15 protein-coding genes are annotated in these 15,690 nt (G+C 66.3%); 5 read left to right on the plus strand and 10 right to left on the minus strand.

The window, feature by feature from the left end; all coding sequences use genetic code 11:
• Window positions 1-40: 40 nt before the first annotated feature.
• The 3 genes from EV191_RS11515 to EV191_RS11525 are packed head-to-tail and all read right to left on the minus strand — an operon-like array spanning window position 41 to window position 2,747.
• A complete protein-coding gene (locus EV191_RS11515; RefSeq protein ID WP_132876966.1) occupies window positions 41-421 on the minus strand; it encodes a hypothetical protein in 381 nt (126 codons plus the stop codon).
• On the minus strand, window positions 418-1,482 hold the full coding sequence (locus tag EV191_RS11520) for an aspartate-semialdehyde dehydrogenase (RefSeq protein ID WP_132876967.1): 1,065 nt from the start codon (window positions 1,480-1,482) through the stop codon (window positions 418-420). The genes EV191_RS11515 and EV191_RS11520 overlap by 4 nt, the downstream gene beginning before the upstream one ends.
• Complete coding sequence (locus tag EV191_RS11525; RefSeq protein ID WP_132876968.1) at window positions 1,482-2,747, minus strand: aspartate kinase; 1,266 nt, start codon at window positions 2,745-2,747, stop codon at window positions 1,482-1,484. Before EV191_RS11525 ends, EV191_RS11520 begins: the two co-directional genes overlap by 1 nt.
• Window positions 2,748-3,148: 401 nt before the next feature.
• Between EV191_RS11525 and EV191_RS11530 the strand changes: the two genes are divergently transcribed.
• Entirely contained in the window at window positions 3,149-4,258 is a 1,110-nt protein-coding gene (locus tag EV191_RS11530) for a hypothetical protein (RefSeq protein ID WP_243658891.1), read from the plus strand.
• Window positions 4,259-4,268: 10 nt separating this feature from the next.
• Window positions 4,269-4,880 carry a nitroreductase family protein gene (locus EV191_RS11535; RefSeq protein ID WP_132876969.1) on the plus strand — a complete coding sequence of 204 codons (612 nt, stop codon included), beginning with the start codon at window positions 4,269-4,271 and terminating at the stop codon, window positions 4,878-4,880.
• Between the two features lie 88 nt (window positions 4,881-4,968).
• Here the strand turns inward: EV191_RS11535 and EV191_RS11540 are convergent, their stop codons facing one another.
• A complete protein-coding gene (locus tag EV191_RS11540) occupies window positions 4,969-5,406 on the minus strand; it encodes a hypothetical protein (protein WP_243658892.1) in 438 nt (145 codons plus the stop codon).
• Window positions 5,407-5,718: 312 nt separating this feature from the next.
• On the opposite strand from EV191_RS11540, the gene leuA reads away from it, so the two are divergent.
• Window positions 5,719-7,524, plus strand: a complete 1,806-nt coding sequence (gene leuA, locus EV191_RS11545; RefSeq protein ID WP_132876970.1) for a 2-isopropylmalate synthase — start codon at window positions 5,719-5,721, stop codon at window positions 7,522-7,524.
• A gap of 5 nt (window positions 7,525-7,529) precedes the next feature.
• Window positions 7,530-8,510, plus strand: coding sequence for a helix-turn-helix transcriptional regulator (locus EV191_RS11550; protein ID WP_132876971.1), 981 nt, complete (start codon window positions 7,530-7,532; stop codon window positions 8,508-8,510).
• Between the two features lie 18 nt (window positions 8,511-8,528).
• Here EV191_RS11550 and EV191_RS11555 read toward each other — a convergent pair whose 3' ends face one another.
• The gene (locus EV191_RS11555) at window positions 8,529-9,446 is read right to left on the minus strand and encodes an SDR family oxidoreductase (protein ID WP_132877148.1); all 918 of its coding nucleotides are present in this window, start codon (window positions 9,444-9,446) and stop codon (window positions 8,529-8,531) included.
• Between the two features lie 79 nt (window positions 9,447-9,525).
• Window positions 9,526-10,428: a LysR family transcriptional regulator gene (locus EV191_RS11560; protein WP_132876972.1), complete on the minus strand. Its 903-nt coding sequence runs from the start codon at window positions 10,426-10,428 to the stop codon at window positions 9,526-9,528.
• A 72-nt stretch (window positions 10,429-10,500) separates the two neighbouring features.
• Between EV191_RS11560 and EV191_RS11565 the strand changes: the two genes are divergently transcribed.
• Window positions 10,501-11,475, plus strand: a complete 975-nt coding sequence (locus tag EV191_RS11565; protein ID WP_132876973.1) for an EamA family transporter — start codon at window positions 10,501-10,503, stop codon at window positions 11,473-11,475.
• Window positions 11,476-11,599: 124 nt separating this feature from the next.
• On the opposite strand, the gene EV191_RS11570 is transcribed toward EV191_RS11565, so the two are convergent.
• From EV191_RS11570 to EV191_RS11585, 4 genes are read right to left on the minus strand one after another with little or no spacing between them, the layout of a single operon-like run.
• Complete coding sequence (locus EV191_RS11570; protein WP_132877149.1) at window positions 11,600-12,724, minus strand: ABC transporter ATP-binding protein; 1,125 nt, start codon at window positions 12,722-12,724, stop codon at window positions 11,600-11,602.
• Window positions 12,725-12,747: 23 nt separating this feature from the next.
• Window positions 12,748-13,740, minus strand: coding sequence for an ABC transporter ATP-binding protein (locus tag EV191_RS11575; protein WP_132876974.1), 993 nt, complete (start codon window positions 13,738-13,740; stop codon window positions 12,748-12,750).
• 7 nt (window positions 13,741-13,747) lie between these two features.
• Window positions 13,748-14,683, minus strand: a complete 936-nt coding sequence (locus tag EV191_RS11580) for an ABC transporter permease (RefSeq protein ID WP_132876975.1) — start codon at window positions 14,681-14,683, stop codon at window positions 13,748-13,750.
• Window positions 14,680-15,687 (minus strand): ABC transporter permease, encoded by a 1,008-nt coding sequence (locus EV191_RS11585; RefSeq protein ID WP_132876976.1) that lies wholly within the window; start codon window positions 15,685-15,687, stop codon window positions 14,680-14,682. Before EV191_RS11585 ends, EV191_RS11580 begins: the two co-directional genes overlap by 4 nt.
• Window positions 15,688-15,690: the final 3 nt, after the last annotated feature.

A 15,690-nucleotide genomic window follows, 5' to 3' on the forward strand; every position in this document is an offset into this window, starting at 1 on the left:
TGTTCCGCCTGCAATCACTTCAATACTCAACCATGCACGGCTAGGTGCAGGCCTTGCGCAGGTTTTCCAGGTTGGCAAGGCTCTGCTGTAGCCAGCTGTCGAAGTTGCTGAGTTGCTCGCCAGCCCGCTGATCCAAGGTCGCATAGGACTCGGCCATCGTGTTCAGCGTCTGCTGCACCTCGGTGTTCGCCGTTTGCTCGGCAAGTTCGCGTAGCTCCGTGGCCTTCGTGCCAGCCTGCTCCGCCGCCTGCTGCGGATCGATATTCGGGTTCAGATCCACAATGCCGAGCGCCTTGGTACACGCGGATGCCTTGTCCCCGGCGTTTTCCACCTGGTCAACCGTCTCGGTGACCTCGGAGCAACCAACGAGCAGCACGCCGAGGGCCGCAACCGAAAGCAGCCTTGGCGCGGCCCGCCTCATAGCGTCTTCGCCAGTTCTTCGGCCACCTCGTAGGTGTTCAGCGCGGCACCCTTACGCAGGTTGTCCCCGCAAACGAAGAAGTCCAGCGTGTTCGGGAAGTCCAGCGCCTGGCGAATCCGGCCAACATAGGTCGGGTCACCACCGACCACATCGGCCGGAGTGGGGAACACACCTTCGGTCGGATCGTCCACAAGCACCACGGATGCCTGCTCGGCGAAGACCTTCTGTGCGGTCGCCACACTCACCTCGCGCTCGAACGTGGCGTGCACGGCAAGCGAATGCGTGGTGACCACCGGAACCCGCACACAGGTCGCGGAAACCTTCAACTCGGGGATCCCGAGGATCTTGCGCGACTCGTTGCGCACCTTCAGTTCCTCGGAGGCCCAGCCGTCCTCCTTCAGCGAACCTGCCCACGGCACCACGTTCAGCGCCAGCGGCGCGCCGGCGAACGGCGAATCCGCCATCGGTAGCCCGGCACGCTCCAGTTCGGTTCGTACATCGCCGGCCACCGAGCCGAGTTCCTTGCCCGCGATCGCGGAAAGCTCGGCCTGTAGCCGGTCAATGCCTTCCTGGCCCGCGCCGGAAGCTGCCTGGTAGGAGGCGACCACCAGCTCAGTGAGGCCGAACTCGCGGTGCACCGAACCAAGCGCGGCCATCATGGAAAGCGTGGTGCAGTTGGGATTCGCGATGATCCCCTTTGGACGGTTCGCGATCTGGTCGAGGTTCACCTCGGGCACCACGAGCGGCACCTCGGGGTCCATCCGGAACGCGCCCGAGTTGTCCACCGCGACCGCGCCACGCGCGGCGGCGATCGGGGCCCACTCCGCGGAGATCTCGTCCGGCACGTCGAACATCGCGATGTCCACGCCGTCGAAAACCTCGGGCGCGAGCGCCTGCACGGTGAGCTCGGTGCCGCGCACGGTCATCTTCTTGCCGGCCGAACGCGGCGAGGCGATCAACCGGATCTCGCCCCATGGCACGGATTCCCGCGCATTCATGATGTCGATCATCACGCCGCCGACCGCGCCGGTGGCGCCTACCAGTGCAAGCGTCGGTGCCATCAGCGACCACTCCCCGCGTACACCACGGCTTCCTCGTCGCCGTCCAGCTCGAAGGCCTCATGGATCGCACGCACCGCGGTGTCCAACTCCTCATCCCTGATCAGCACGGAAATGCGGATCTCCGAGGTGTTGATGATCTCGATGTTCACTCCGGCGTTGGCCAGCGCCTCACAGAAGGTCGCGGTCACCCCTGGGTGCGAGCGCATCCCGGCACCGACCAGGGAAACCTTGCCGACATGATCGTCGTAGCGGACCTGCTCGAAGCCCAACTCGCCCTTCAGCTTCTCCAGTTCGGACACCGCACGCGGCCCGTTGGTCTTGGAAAGCGTGAAGGTGATATCCGTGCGCCCGGAGGAGGTCCCGGACACGTTCTGCAGGACCATGTCGATATCGATCTCCGCGTCGGCGACCGTGCGGAAGATCTTGCCGGCCACCCCGAGGTTGTCCGGCACACCGGTAACGGTGATCTTGGCTTCGGACCGGTCGTGTGAAACGCCGGTGATCATCGCTTGTTCCACGGAAAGATCCTCCACTGAGCCGGTGACCAGGGTCCCGGGCTTGCTGTTGTAAGACGAGCGGACATGGATCGGCACGCCGTACCGGCGAGCGTATTCGACACAACGCAGCATGAGCACCTTCGCGCCGGTTGCCGCGAGCTCGAGCATTTCCTCGTACGGCACCTGCTGCAAATGCTTCGCGCTGGGCACAATCCGCGGGTCCGCGGTGTACACACCGTCCACATCGGTATAGATCTCGCAGACATCCGCGTTCAGCGCGGCCGCGAGAGCCACCGCCGTGGTGTCCGAACCGCCCCTGCCGAGCGTGGTGATGTCCTTGGTGTCCTGCGCGACGCCCTGAAAGCCGGCGACGAGCACGATGTAGCCCTCATCGAGGGCCTGGCGCACCCTGCCAGGCGTGACGTCGATGATTCGCGCGTTCTGGTGTGCGGCCGTGGTGATCACGCCGGCCTGCGACCCGGTGAACGAGATCGCCTCGGCGCCCTTGGACTCGATTGCCATGGCCACCAGCGCGTTCGAGATGCGCTCGCCCGCGGTGAGCAACATATCCATTTCGCGTTCCGGCGGGACCGGGTTCACCTGCTGAGCGAGGTCGGTCAGCTCGTCGGTCGTATCGCCCATGGCGGAGCACACCACGACCACGTCGTTGCCCTCTTTACGGGTCCGCACGATCCGGTCGGCAACCCGTTTGATCCGGTCCGCGGACTCGAGAGAGGAACCGCCGTACTTCTGGACGACCAACGCCACTTGGGTCGAACCTCCTTCAACCGGCCAGATGCCGTTGCTAGCCTCCGGCGAGCAACACACGCGAACCGGAAGCCGCGATGAATACCTTCGGTGCAGGGTACCTGCGACACTCGGGTGTGGCGCCGCAGCGTGTGGCCGCGAACACGTTTGGCGCGCTACGCACCCGACGGTGTGCGGTGCGTGCGTAAGTGTAAAAAGATTGCCGCGCACAGATCAGGCGATTTTTTGGAGGGCAAGGCACGTTGTCCGGGTCGGTATCGCCCACGGAGTCCACGTCTACGTCGACATCGGCGTCAGACGCGGTTGCTACTTCGGACGATGCGGTCAACAAGGACAGACGGGCGCCAAGGGAAAAGACGTCGCGGGAGCAGGCGCCAAGGGAGAAAGCGCGGAAGGCGTTGGTGGTGCTCGCACCCGCGTTGATCTATTTCGGCGTGCGCGAGTTCGGGCTGGTGCTGCTCAGCTGGCTAGGCGTGGTGCATGGCACGACCATGAGCGAGGCGCTGACCTCGTGGGACGGCCAGTGGTACCTGGCGATCGCCAGCAATGGCTACGGCGGCGTACCGGACAGCCTGGTGGATGCCTTCGGTAACCGGTCAGGGGAGACGCCGCTCGCGTTCTTTCCCGGCTACCCCTGGGTGGTGCAGCTGTTCTCGCAGTTGCCCGGGGTAGGGATGGTGCTTGCCGCGCTGCTGGCCAGTGCGGCCTTCGGCATTCTCGCCGCGTACGCGCTCGCCCGGCTTGGCCAGTTGGTTTCCGGCGGTTCGCGGCGAGCCGGCCTGGCGCTGGTCGCGCTGTTCGCGGCCTCACCGATGGGCATCGTGCTTTCCATGGCCTACTCGGAGGCCATGTTCTGCGCGCTTTCCGCGTGGGCATTGGTGTTCGTGCTCGAACGGCGCTGGATCTTCGCCGGCGTCTGCTGCGCGCTCGCCGGGCTGGTCCGGCCGACCGCGGGGGCACTGCTGCTCGCCGTGGGCCTGGCGTTGCTGGTGGCCATCGTGCAGCGCAAGGACGGCTGGCGGCCGTGGTTGGGCGCGCTACTGGCGCCGGTTGGTCTGCTCGGTTATCTCGGCTGGGTCGGCGTACAGACGGGCTCGCTCACCGGTTGGTTCGATCTGCAGGAGCGCGGCTGGGATTCGCGGTTCGACGGCGGGCTGGCCACGGTCCGGTTCAGCGGGGAGGTGCTTGGCTCGGCCCGTTCGGTGCTCGAGGTCGGCACGGTCGTCCTGCTGGTCGGCGCTGTAGCGCTGCTGGTCATCAGCTGGCGGCGCGGGTTGGACTGGCCGTTGCAGGTGTTCTCGGTGGGGGTGCTGCTGATGAACCTGGGCTCGAACGGGCTGATGAATTCGAAGGCGCGGTTGCTGCTGCCGGCGTTCACCCTGCTTATCCCGATCGCGCTCGCGCTGGCCAAACGTAAGCCGACGACGATGGTGCTGGTGCTCAGCGCCGCCGCCGTGGGTAGCGCCTGGTTCGGTGCCTACGCGCTGACCGGCTGGAGCTACGCGATCTAGGGTGGCCGGTATGTCTGCTGAACTGCCGAGTAAACCGCCCGAGACCAGCGAGCCCTTCCATGAACTGCTCGCCGCGCGCTGGAGCCCGCGAGCATTCCGGACGGATATCGAGGTCACTGACCGGCAGCTGCGTGCGCTGCTGGAAGCCGCGCGCTGGGCGGCTTCCTCCGGTAACACGCAGCCGGCGCGGTACCTGGTTGGCAAACGGGGAACCGGAACGTTCGACCGGATTCTGGGCACGCTCAGCGGCGGTAACAAGGTGTGGGCACAGCGTGCCGGAGTGCTGCTGATCGGCGTCGCGGTTACCGAGAACGCCAAGGGCACGATCCCGCTCGCCGAGTACGGGCTCGCGCTTGCCACGCAGAACCTGGTGTTGCAGGCCGTGGCCGAGGGCCTGGTGGCGCACCAGATGTCCGGCTTCGATCCGGCCGCGGCGCATCGGGAGTTCGCGCTGCCCGCGCATGCCGCCCCGCTGGTGGCCATCGCGGTGGGCGCACAGGCCGAACCGGAAGCGCTCGAGGACGAGAAGTTGATCAGCAGGGAGCGTGCGCCACGCAACCGCATCCCGCTCAGCGAGCTGGCCTTCACCGGAACCTGGAACGAGCCAACCTTCCCCGCCTAACCTCACTAGCCTTCAAGAACGCGGTCACGCACAGTCACCGCAAGATCCCTAAAGATTGCGGTCCTGGCGGTCACGGGGAGTGTCGGGGTTACAGCGAGGAACCGCCAAGTCGGCGGACGATGCGTGCCGCGATCGCCGAGACGACGAGCCAGAAGATCGCCGCCAACCCGTAGTTGACCAGCAGTTCCAGCTTCTGGTCGGCGATGATGAACAGATCCTGGAACCCGATCGACAGCGGGCCGGCCAGGTCCGCGACCGTCATGGTTATCCAGTTGTCCGGGTTGGCCTCGCCGATCACCAGGATGATGTGCGCGACCAGGATCACCGCGAAGACCAGCCCAACCCAGCGCAGCACCGCGGCCAGGATGCCCGCGCCCCGCTCGCGCAGCTGCGTCCAGTTCGGTGGTTGGCGCTTCGCCCGGCGAATGTGGGTGGTCGCTTCGGCATCCGCCTCAGGTTTGTCGGTGCTTTCTGGCTCTTCGGTCATCGAGTCCGTCCCGGCGCCACGTTCCCCGTGCTCAGCCATAGCAGGAGTGTAGGAGCCGGCATGGCAGTTTGCTACGCGCGAGTAGTATCAATTCGGCAGCGGTTGGTAACCCCCACCCGGTTGGCGGAATGTCCGACTAGCCGCTCGCGAACTGTGATTGATCAGACCCTCGATTTCCATTCGGCGCCCCACCGTGGTTACAGTGGGCCCGTGGCACGCGTCCTCCTGCTTCGCTGCCGCGACGGGGCCTGATCAGACCGGCTCCCCGCCGCGGAGCGTTGTGTTGCCCGCCGGTCGTCGAAGTTGACCATTCGGGAACAACACCCAGCAGACGCAGGAGCCCTTCGCATCATGAGTATCTCGTCCGATAAGACGATCTCGTCCAATCCCAGCATCAACCGAGTACGCATCCCTTCCCGGCCAGCGCCGGCGGACCAGCCGGTGTGGAACCCGCAGCTGGGCAGCGCCATGCCGGTGCACCGCTACCGCCCGTTCCCCGAGCTGGTGGAAGACGTCACGCTGGCCGACCGCACCTGGCCGGACAAGCGCATCGAACGTGCCCCACTGTGGTGCGCGGTGGACCTGCGGGACGGCAACCAGGCGCTGATCGATCCGATGTCGCCCGCCCGCAAGCGCGCGATGTTCGAGCTGCTGGTGCGGATGGGCTACAAGGAGATCGAGGTCGGCTTCCCCGCCGCCTCGCAGACCGATTTCGACTTCGTGCGGGAGATCATCGAGGAAGACGCGATCCCGGAGGACGTACGCATCCAGGTGCTCAGCCAGTGCCGGCCGGAACTGATCGAGCGCACCTTTGCCGCGCTGGACGGCGTGCACAAGGCCGTGGTGCATATCTACAACTCGACCTCGATCCTGCAGCGCAGGGTGGTTTTCCGGGAAGAACAAGAGGGCATCAAGAAGATCGCGCTGCAGGCCGCCGAACTCGTTCGCGAGTACGCGAGCAAGTACCCGGACACCGACTGGCGTTTCCAGTACTCGCCGGAGTCCTACACCGGCACCGAGCTCTCCTACGCGGTCGAGGTGTGCAACGCGGTCTCGGATATCTGGCAGCCGACCCCGGAACGGCCGGTGATCATGAACCTGCCGGCGACCGTGGAAATGGCCACTCCGAACGTGTACGCCGACTCGATCGAGTGGATGAACCGCAATCTGGAGCGGCGCGATTCGGTGATTCTCTCGCTGCACCCGCACAACGACAGGGGCACCGGGGTGGCGGCCGCCGAGCTGGGGTATCAGGCCGGCGCGGATCGGATCGAAGGCTGCCTGTTCGGCAACGGCGAGCGCACCGGCAACGTTTGCCTGGTCACGCTGGGCATGAACATGTTCAGCCAGGGCATCGATCCGCAGATCGACTTCTCCGATATCGACGCGATCCGGCGCACCGTGGAGCACTGCAACCAGCTGCCGGTGCACGAGCGCCATCCATGGGGCGGCGACCTGGTGTTCACCGCGTTCTCCGGCAGCCACCAGGACGCGATCAACAAGGGGCTGGACGCGCTGGGTGTGGCAGCGGAGCGGGCAGGGCAGCCGGTGGACGAGCACCCATGGGAGGTGCCGTACCTGCCGATCGACCCGAAGGACGTTGGCCGCAGCTACGAAGCGGTCATCAGGGTGAACTCGCAGTCCGGCAAGGGCGGCATCGCGTACGTGATGAAGACCGAGCACCAGCTGGATCTGCCACGCAAACTGCAGATCGAGTTCTCCCAAGCGATCCAGAAGCACACCGATGCCGAAGGTGGCGAGGTCAACCCGAGGCAGATGTGGGACGCCTTCGCCGGCGAGTACCTGGACGTGCGCACGCCGCTCGAGCTGGTCCGGCATCGGACAACCGATTCGGCGGCCGGCGAGGAGACCGAGATTGCCGCGCTGGTGCAGGTGGAAGGTGTGGAGCACGAGGTCAGCGGCACCGGCAACGGCCCGATTGCGGCCTTTGTGGACGCACTGGCCAGCGTCGGCTTCGACGCGCGGGTGCTCGACTACACCGAGCACGCACTTTCCGCCGGCGATGACGCCAAGGCCGCGGCCTATGTGGAATGCGGCATCGACGACAAGGTGTTCTGGGGTGTCGGGATCGACTCGTCGATCGTGAAGGCTTCCCTGCGTGCGGTCGTTTCCGCGGTGAACCGCGCCAACCGGTAATCCTGATGCGGGCCGAGCGGTTGATGGCACTGCTGTTCACCTTGCAGCAGCGCAGGGGGGCAACCGCGGCCGAACTTGCCGATGCGCTGGAAGTATCCGAGCGCACCATCCATCGGGACGTCGGCGCGCTGCTGGCCGCCGGTGTTCCAATATGGACAGAACAGGGGCGTGCGGGCGGTATCCGGCTGCTGGACGGTTGGCGGACCAGATTGGACGGTCTGACGGCGCAGGAGGCCACGGCGCTGTTCGCCGTCGGGGTACCGCAGGCGCTCGCGCAGCTCGGGATGAGTACCGCGGCCGCCGCGGGGCAAGCCAAGCTCAGCGCGACGCTACCGGAGCAGCTGCGGGTTCGAGTGCAGCATGTGGCCGACCGGTTCCATCTGGACACGCCGGGCTGGTTCCGCCGTCCGGAAGAGGCGGCCCAGCTGAGTACGGTCGCCGCCGCGTTGTGGGATCAACATCGCTTGCTGGTCAGCTACGGCCGGGGCGAGCAGCTGGTGGAACGCAAGCTCGAACCGCTCGGCCTGGTACTCAAGGCCGGTACCTGGTACCTGGTCGCTGGCGTGGCGGACACCATCCGCACCTACCGGGTCGCCCGCATCGCCGAGGCGACGCAGCTGGCCGAGCGGTTCGACCGGCCGCCGGATTTCGAGCTGGTCGACTGGTGGCAGCGGTCCTCGGCCACCTTCGAACAGTCGCTGCTGCGCGAAACGGTGCATATCCGGCTCAGCCCGAGTGGGGTGCGGGCATTGCCGGCGGTGACTGACCGGGAAGCCGCGCTGGCCGCGATCGAGGCGGCCAGCGAAGCCGATGAGCATGGCTGGCGCGAGCTCGCACTCGCCGTGGAAAGCCAGGAAGTCGCGCTCAGCCAACTCGTCGGGCTCGGCACGGAAGTGGAGATCCTCGCCCCCACGGCGTTGCGGGCCGCGCTCGCCGACCTCGGCAACCGCATCGCCGCCCGCAACGCCCCACCGCAAGAACCTTAAAGACCGCGGTCCGGCGGGTCAGCGGTAGCCGGTGGTATCCGCGGGTTTACCCGCGTCCGCTACCTCGGTGATGTACCGCCACGCGTCCGGTTGGCTGCCGTCCGCGTCGGTGAATCCGTACTCCCGCGCGAGGAAGCCGCTGGACAGTCCCTGCCCGTTCCACCGGTGCACGTCCGGGTCGGCGGCAAGCGCGGCTGCCGCCCTGCCAACCAGCACCGGTGATTCGGCGATGGCGAAGTGCGGGTCCACTTTGGTCCCATCTAACCAGTTCTCCTCGGTGACCCCGAAGTGTTCCAGCATTGCCTCGGAACGCAGGAAACCGGGAGTGAGCCCGACCGCGGTGCCACCGTACGGCTCCAGCTCGACACTTTGCGCCAGCGCCAACCGCAGCACTCCTGCCTTGACGAAGTCGTAGTACACGCTGGCTTCCTTGCGGTACTTCGCGTTGTACTCATTGGTGCCATCGGTCATCTCGATCACCAGCCCGCCGGGCTGCCTGTTCAGCAGTGGCAGCGCGAAATGGCTGGTGATCAGGTGAGTGTCGATGCCCAGCCGGAGCATCCGCAAGCCAGCTTCCAGCGGCTGCTCCCACATTGGCTGATTGAACTGCAGGTAGATATCCCCGCCCCAGACATCGTTCACCAGAACGTCCAATTTGCCCTGTTCCGCGTCGATGCGCTCGACAAGGACGCGGACCTGCTCGGGGTCCAGATGATCCGTCGGCACCGCGATACCCTCACCGCCCGCCTGGCTCACCAGCTCGGCGGTGTCCTCGATGGTCTCCGATCGATCCATTTCAGACCGGGTGGTTCGCGTTGTCCTTCCGGTTGCGTACACGGTCGCCCCAAGTGTGCCGAGCTCCACCGCGATCGCCCGGCCCGCACCCCGTGTCGCGCCTGCCACCAGCGCGACCTTGCCGTTCAACGTCTTGCTCATCCTGTCCTTCCAGCCGTTGGTCACTGAACCAGAATGCGCGCGAACCATGCCATCCACTGACATGGTTTCCAGGCGAGTTTCAGCCGATCGCGGTAGCTTCCGCGCGTAGCGCGGCCAGCACCTCGGCAACCGAGGGCCGCGCGCTCGCGCCCGCGCGTAGCACCGCCTCGACATGCCGTGCCGCGCGGATCCCCGCGAGCGGCCTGCGCACCCAGCGTCGCCCACTGTGCGGCCCCAGGGTGTAGCGCGGCAGCAACGCGACGCCCAGCCCCGCGGCAACCAGCCGCTCTGTCACATGGAAATCGTTGATGCGTTGCACCACCGTCGGCCGCACTCCGGTACGCACCGCGAGCGAACGCAGCACATCGTCCACCGGAAACCCGACATCGACCCCGATCCAGGACTCTTCGGCAAGATCGGTCAGCGGCACCTTGCGGCGCTTGGCCAACCGGTGCCCCGCTGGCAGGGCCACATCCAGCGGTTCCCGCAGCAGATGCACGACCTCAGCACGGGCGTCGTCGAACGGCGGCATCTGCTCGTCCCGATGCGTGACCACAATGTCGTAATCGGCGAGCAATGCCGGCACTTCGTTGGGCTGCATATCGATATCGCGGCATTCCAGGCGCAGCCCGGCTACCGGGGTGAGCCGGCGCATGAGCCCGGCGAGCAACAGTTCCGCACCGGTGGGAAACATCGCCACCCGAACTGCCCCCTTCGGCCGTGACCGGTAGCTGTCCAGCTCGGCCTCCACCCGCTCGGCGGACGAAAGGACCTCATCGGCGTGCCGGACCAGAGCCCAGCCGGCGTCGGTCAACCGGAGCCGGCGGCCAGTGCGCTCGGTGAGCGGTATCCCCACCTCGGCCTGCAGGGCACGCAGCTGCTGGGAAACGGCCGATGGCGTGCGGTTCAGCGCCCGCGCCGCGGCGTGCACGGTCCCGCGGTCGGCGAACTCGCGCAGGGCACGGAGCCGAACTAAGTCCATACAGTAACGCTACACATCAGGGGTGCAAATATTCGCTTGTGCTGCACGAAATCCCTTTGCACCATCGATTACGTGCCGATCCGCGACCGCTTCCTTGCTGTCCTGGTCGCGGCTATCTGGGGGATGAACTTCATCGGGGTGCACGCGGTACTGCAGCATTTTCCGCCGCTGTTCGCCGCCGCGATCCGGTTCACCGTGCTGGCTATCCCCACCCTGCTGTTCGTCCGTCCGCCCCGAGTTCCCTGGTACTGGGTGGTTGGCTATGGGCTCGGGTTCGGCACCGCGCAGTTCGGGTTCCTGTTCGTCGCGATGAACGTCGGGATGCCGACCGGGCTCGCTTCGTTGGTGTTGCAGACCTCGGCCCCGTTCACCGTGCTGCTCGGCGCGCTGTGGCTCAGGGAGCGACCGCGTCCCCGGCAGTTCGCCGGGCTGGCGCTCGCGCTCGCCGGGATGACCGCGATCGCCTGGTATCGCGCGGAGGTGGCCGCGTTGCTTCCGGTGCTGCTCACGATATGTGCCGCGGTCGGCTGGGCGGTGGGCAACGTCTGCAACCGCAAAGCGCTTGTCGATGCCACCACGACGGATCGAAGCACACCGATCCGGCTCACCCTGTGGATGACGGTGGTCCCACCGATCCCGCTGTTCGCGCTGTCCGCGAGCACCGAGGGGCTTTCCGCGGGCTGGACGGCGCTTCGCACCGCGACCGACAGTGCGACCGGTTGGCTGGCGCTCGGTGGGCTGGCCTATATCGTGCTGCTGGCCACGCTGATTGGTTCAGCCGTGTGGACGGCGCTGCTGCGGCGAAACCCGGCAGGCGTGGTCGCGCCCTTCTCACTGCTCGTGCCGGTAGTGGGGATCTCGCTCGCCTGGCTGCTGCTCGCCGAGCAACCAGCCCTGCTGGAGATCATCGCCGGGGTGGTCGTGGTCCTCGGGGTGCTGCTTGGCATACCCCGCGCCACCGGCAAGCGAAAGCGGGACAGAACCGGTCCCCGTGCGCCCGCTCCCCACGAGGAACGCGACCCCGAGACACACCCCACCCCTCGCTAACCTTAAAGAACGCGGTTCGGGTGTAGCCCGGCAACCTTCCCGCTCGCCTCGATAAGCACGCTATCCCTAAAGAACGCGGTTCGGCGGGCGCTGCTGGCCGCGCAAACGCGGTTACGGGGTGTGGTCAGGTGCTGAGCATCTCGGTCACCGAAGCGGCGCCACCGAGGCCCGCACCCGGCCCCGCCTCAGTCTCCTTGACCAGCTCGACGTCCACCGCATGCCGCTCGATCTTGCCCGCGGCGATGTCCTCGGCCCAATGGCAGGCCACCCGGTGGCCCGGCGCGATCTCCCGCAACTCGGGCCGCTCGGAATCGCACCGGGTCTCCTGCCGCCACGGGCAGCGGGTATGGAACCGGCAACCACTGGGCGGCGCGGACGGGGACGGTAGATCACCCGCGAGCAGGATCTGCTCCCGCTGGTCCTCGACGACCGGATCCGGCACCGGGATAGCGGAGAGCAACGCCTTGGTGTAGGGATGCAGCGGCTCCTGGTACAGCGTGTCCGCATCGGTCTCCTCGACGATCGAACCGAGGTACATCACGCCGATCCGGTCCGAGATATGCCGGACAACCGCAAGGTCATGCGCGATGACCAGATAGGTCAGCCCGAATTCCGTCTGCAGCTCCTCGAGCAGGTTGATCACCTGCGCCTGCACCGAAACGTCCAATGCGGACACCGGCTCGTCCGCCACGATCAGGTCCGGCTCTACCGCAAGCGAGCGGGCGATGCCGATCCGCTGCCGCTGGCCGCCGGAGAACTCGTGCGGGTACTTGCGCAGCGCGGTCACCGGCAGGCCAACCGCGGAGAGCAGTTCGCGCAACCGGGCGGAGGTGGCCGTCCGATCGTTGTCCAGGCCGTGTGCCCGCATACCCTCAACCAGGATGGACTCAACGGACTGGCGCGGATCCAAACTAGACAGTGGATCCTGGAAGATCATCTGCATCCGGCGGCGTATCCTGCGTAGCTGCTCGCCATGCAATGTGGACAGATCGGTGCCATCGAACACGGCACGGCCGCCGGTTGGTTCGACAAGGCGCAACAAGCCACGGCCGAGCGTGGTCTTGCCGCAGCCGGACTCGCCGACAAGGCCGTAGGTTTCCCCCCGCGCGATCCGCAGGTCCACACCGTCCACCGCGTACACATAGCCAACGGTGCGATCAAGCACGATTCCCCGTTTGATCGGGAAATGCACCTTGAGGTCTTCCAGCCGCAGCAGGGTGTCATCCGAGGCTGGCTGGTCGGTTTCCATGGTCGTCTCCGAACTGACCGTCATCAGCCCTCCTTTGCCGCGGTAGTAGCCGGCAGCACCGGGTTGTAGCAGCGCAGCAACCTGGTGTCCTGGGTTTCCAGTTCGGGCGGCTGCTCCACGCAGCCCTGCAGCGCGTTCGGGCAGCGCGGCGCGAACGCGCAGCCATCGGCCCATGGGATGTTGTCCGCGACCGAACCGGTGATCGGGGCCAGCTTCGCGGACCGCGCCGAGTCCAACCTCGGGATCGAGCCGAGCAGCCCGTGCGTGTAAGGGTGCCGGGGATCGGCGAACAGCTCGTGCCGCGCCGCCCGCTCCACGACCCTGCCCGCGTAGAGCACGTTCACTTCATCGCACAGCCCGGCCACCACACCGAGATCGTGGGTAATCATGATCAGCGCGGTATCCGTGCCGGCAACGAGTTCCTTGAGCAGGTTCAGGATCTGCGCCTGGATCGTGACGTCCAGCGCGGTGGTCGGTTCATCAGCGATCAGCAGCCTCGGCTGGCAGGCGAGTGCGATCGCGATCAGCGCCCGCTGCCGCATCCCACCGGAGAGCTGATGTGGATACTCGCTCAGCCGCCGGTTCGGATCGGGGATACCGACCTTGTTCAGTAGTTCGGTTGCTTCGGCTTGCGCCTTCTTGTGGTCCAGCCCGCGATGCCGTCGCAGGACCTCGGTGACCTGCAGTCCGATGGGGATGACCGGATTCAGCGAGGTCAGCGGGTCCTGGAAGACCATGCCGAGGTCCCTGCCGCGCCGATCGCGCAGTTGTTTGTCCGAAAGGGTCAGCAGCTCGGTGCCATCGAAGGTAACCGAACCGCTTACCCGAACGCCGCGTTTCGGCAGCAGCCCCATAATGGCAAGCGAAGTCACCGATTTACCGCAACCGGATTCGCCAACGAGCCCGACCGTCTGGCCGGCTGCCACGGAGAAGCTGACGCCGTCCACCGCGGTGAACGGCTTCTGCCGCTTACGGCCGAAGACCACGGACAGATCGCGTACTTCGAGTAGCGCCATACTCGGCTCACCGCCGCTTCTTCGGGTCGAGGGCTTCGCGCAGGGACTCGCCGAGCAGCGTGAACCCGAGCGCGACGATGATGATCGCGGCGGCAGGTAGGAACGCCAACTCCGGTTTGACCTCGATGAACTGCTGCGATTCGGCCAGCATCAAACCCCATTCGGCGCGGGACGGGTCCGGATCGCCGAGCCCGAGGAAGGAGAGCGCGGCCGCGTCGATGATCGAGGTGGCCAGCGTCAAGGTGGCTTGCACGATCACGGGCGTGAGCGCGTTCGGCAGGATATGCCGGAACACCACGGTCCGCCGCCGCACGCCAAGCGCGGTGGCCGCGAGTACGTGGTCACTATGTCGTTGGGCGAGCATGGCGCCCCGTAACAAGCGCGCGAACACCGGGATCGCGACCATCGAAACGGCGATGATCACCGTCCACTGATTGGTTTCGGCGAACAGCGCGGCCACACTGATCGCGAGCAAAATGGACGGAAAGGAAAGCAGGATATCGGTGAACCGCATCAAAGCGGTGTCCACCCAACCGCCAAAGGCGCCCGCGAGCCCGCCGAGCGTGCAGCCAACGGCAACCCCGATCAGCGTGGCGAGCACCCCGACGATCAGTGTTTGCTGTGCCCCCACCAGTAATCTGGAAAACAGGTCATAGCCGTACTGATCACTGCCGAGCAGGAACCCAGGCATCGGCCCCGGAATCGACTCGGGGGTCAGCTGGTTCTTCAGCTCGGCGTACTGGGTGCGTGGGTCCTTGGGCGCGAGGAAAGGCGCGAGGATCGCCAGCACCACGAACAACGCGACGATGATTGCCCCGGTGATCGCGACCGGATTTGCGCGCATCCGCCGCAATGCGTCCTTGGCGAGGCTGACACCGGCATCGCCAGCATCTGCCAGCTCGTCGATCCGCTCGCGGCGGCGCTGGAGCAGTTTCGGTGTCATCGGCCCACCCGCACCCTCGGATCGATGATCGCGTACGAGATATCCACCAGCAGGTTCACCACCACGTAGACCACCGCGGCGAGCAGGATCAGCGCCTGCAACCGGGGATAGTCCTTGAGCTCGATCGCCTCGGCGAGCAGCGAACCGAGACCGCCCCAGACGAACACCTTCTCGGTCAGCACCGCGCCGGCAAGCAGCAGGCCGGTCTGCAGACCGATCGTGGTGGACACCGGAAGCAGGGCGTTGCGCAGCACATGCCGCCGGCGGATCGTCGCGGTACCGAGGCCCTTGGACTCCGCGGTGCGGACGAAATCCTCGTCGAGCACATCGAGTACCGAGGCGCGGGTGATCCGCACGATCACCGCCATCGGGATGGTGGCCAGTACCAGCGCCGGCATCAGTAGGTGCACAAGGCCATCGATCGTGGCGTCGAACTCCCTGGTGAGTAAGCCATCCAGGGTGACGAAACCGGTCACCGAGGTCGAGTTGATCTCCACGTCCTGCCTGCCGGACGGCGGCAGGATGCCCAGCTGGCTGGAGAACACCCATTTCGCGAGGAACCCGAGGAAGAACACCGGCACCGCGACCCCGATCAGGGTGCTGACCACGGTGAGGTTGTCCAGCAGCCTGCCCCGGTAGCGTGCGGCGAGGTAGCCGAGTGGGATCCCGAGGCCGATGGCGACCACCATGGCGAAAAAGGACAGTTCTACCGTCGCGGTGAAGCCCCTACCGATCTCCTCGATCACCGGCAGCCCGGTTACCGTGGAGTTGCCGAAGTCGCCGGTGATCGCGCGACCGAGGAACTTCCAGTACTGCACCCAGATCGGCTGGTCCAGGCCGAGTGCGGCATTGAGCTGTGCTTCCCGCTCCGGTGTCCACCTGTCCCCGAGCATCGCCGTCGCCGGCCCGCCAGGCAGGGCGCGCAACCACGCGAAGATCAGAATGGACAGCACGATGAGCGTCGGGATTGCTTGCAGCAGCCGACGAACGATGAATCGCAGCATACG

It is taken from the genome of Tamaricihabitans halophyticus, assembly GCF_004340875.1.
Lineage (GTDB): Bacteria > Actinomycetota > Actinomycetes > Mycobacteriales > Pseudonocardiaceae > Tamaricihabitans > Tamaricihabitans halophyticus.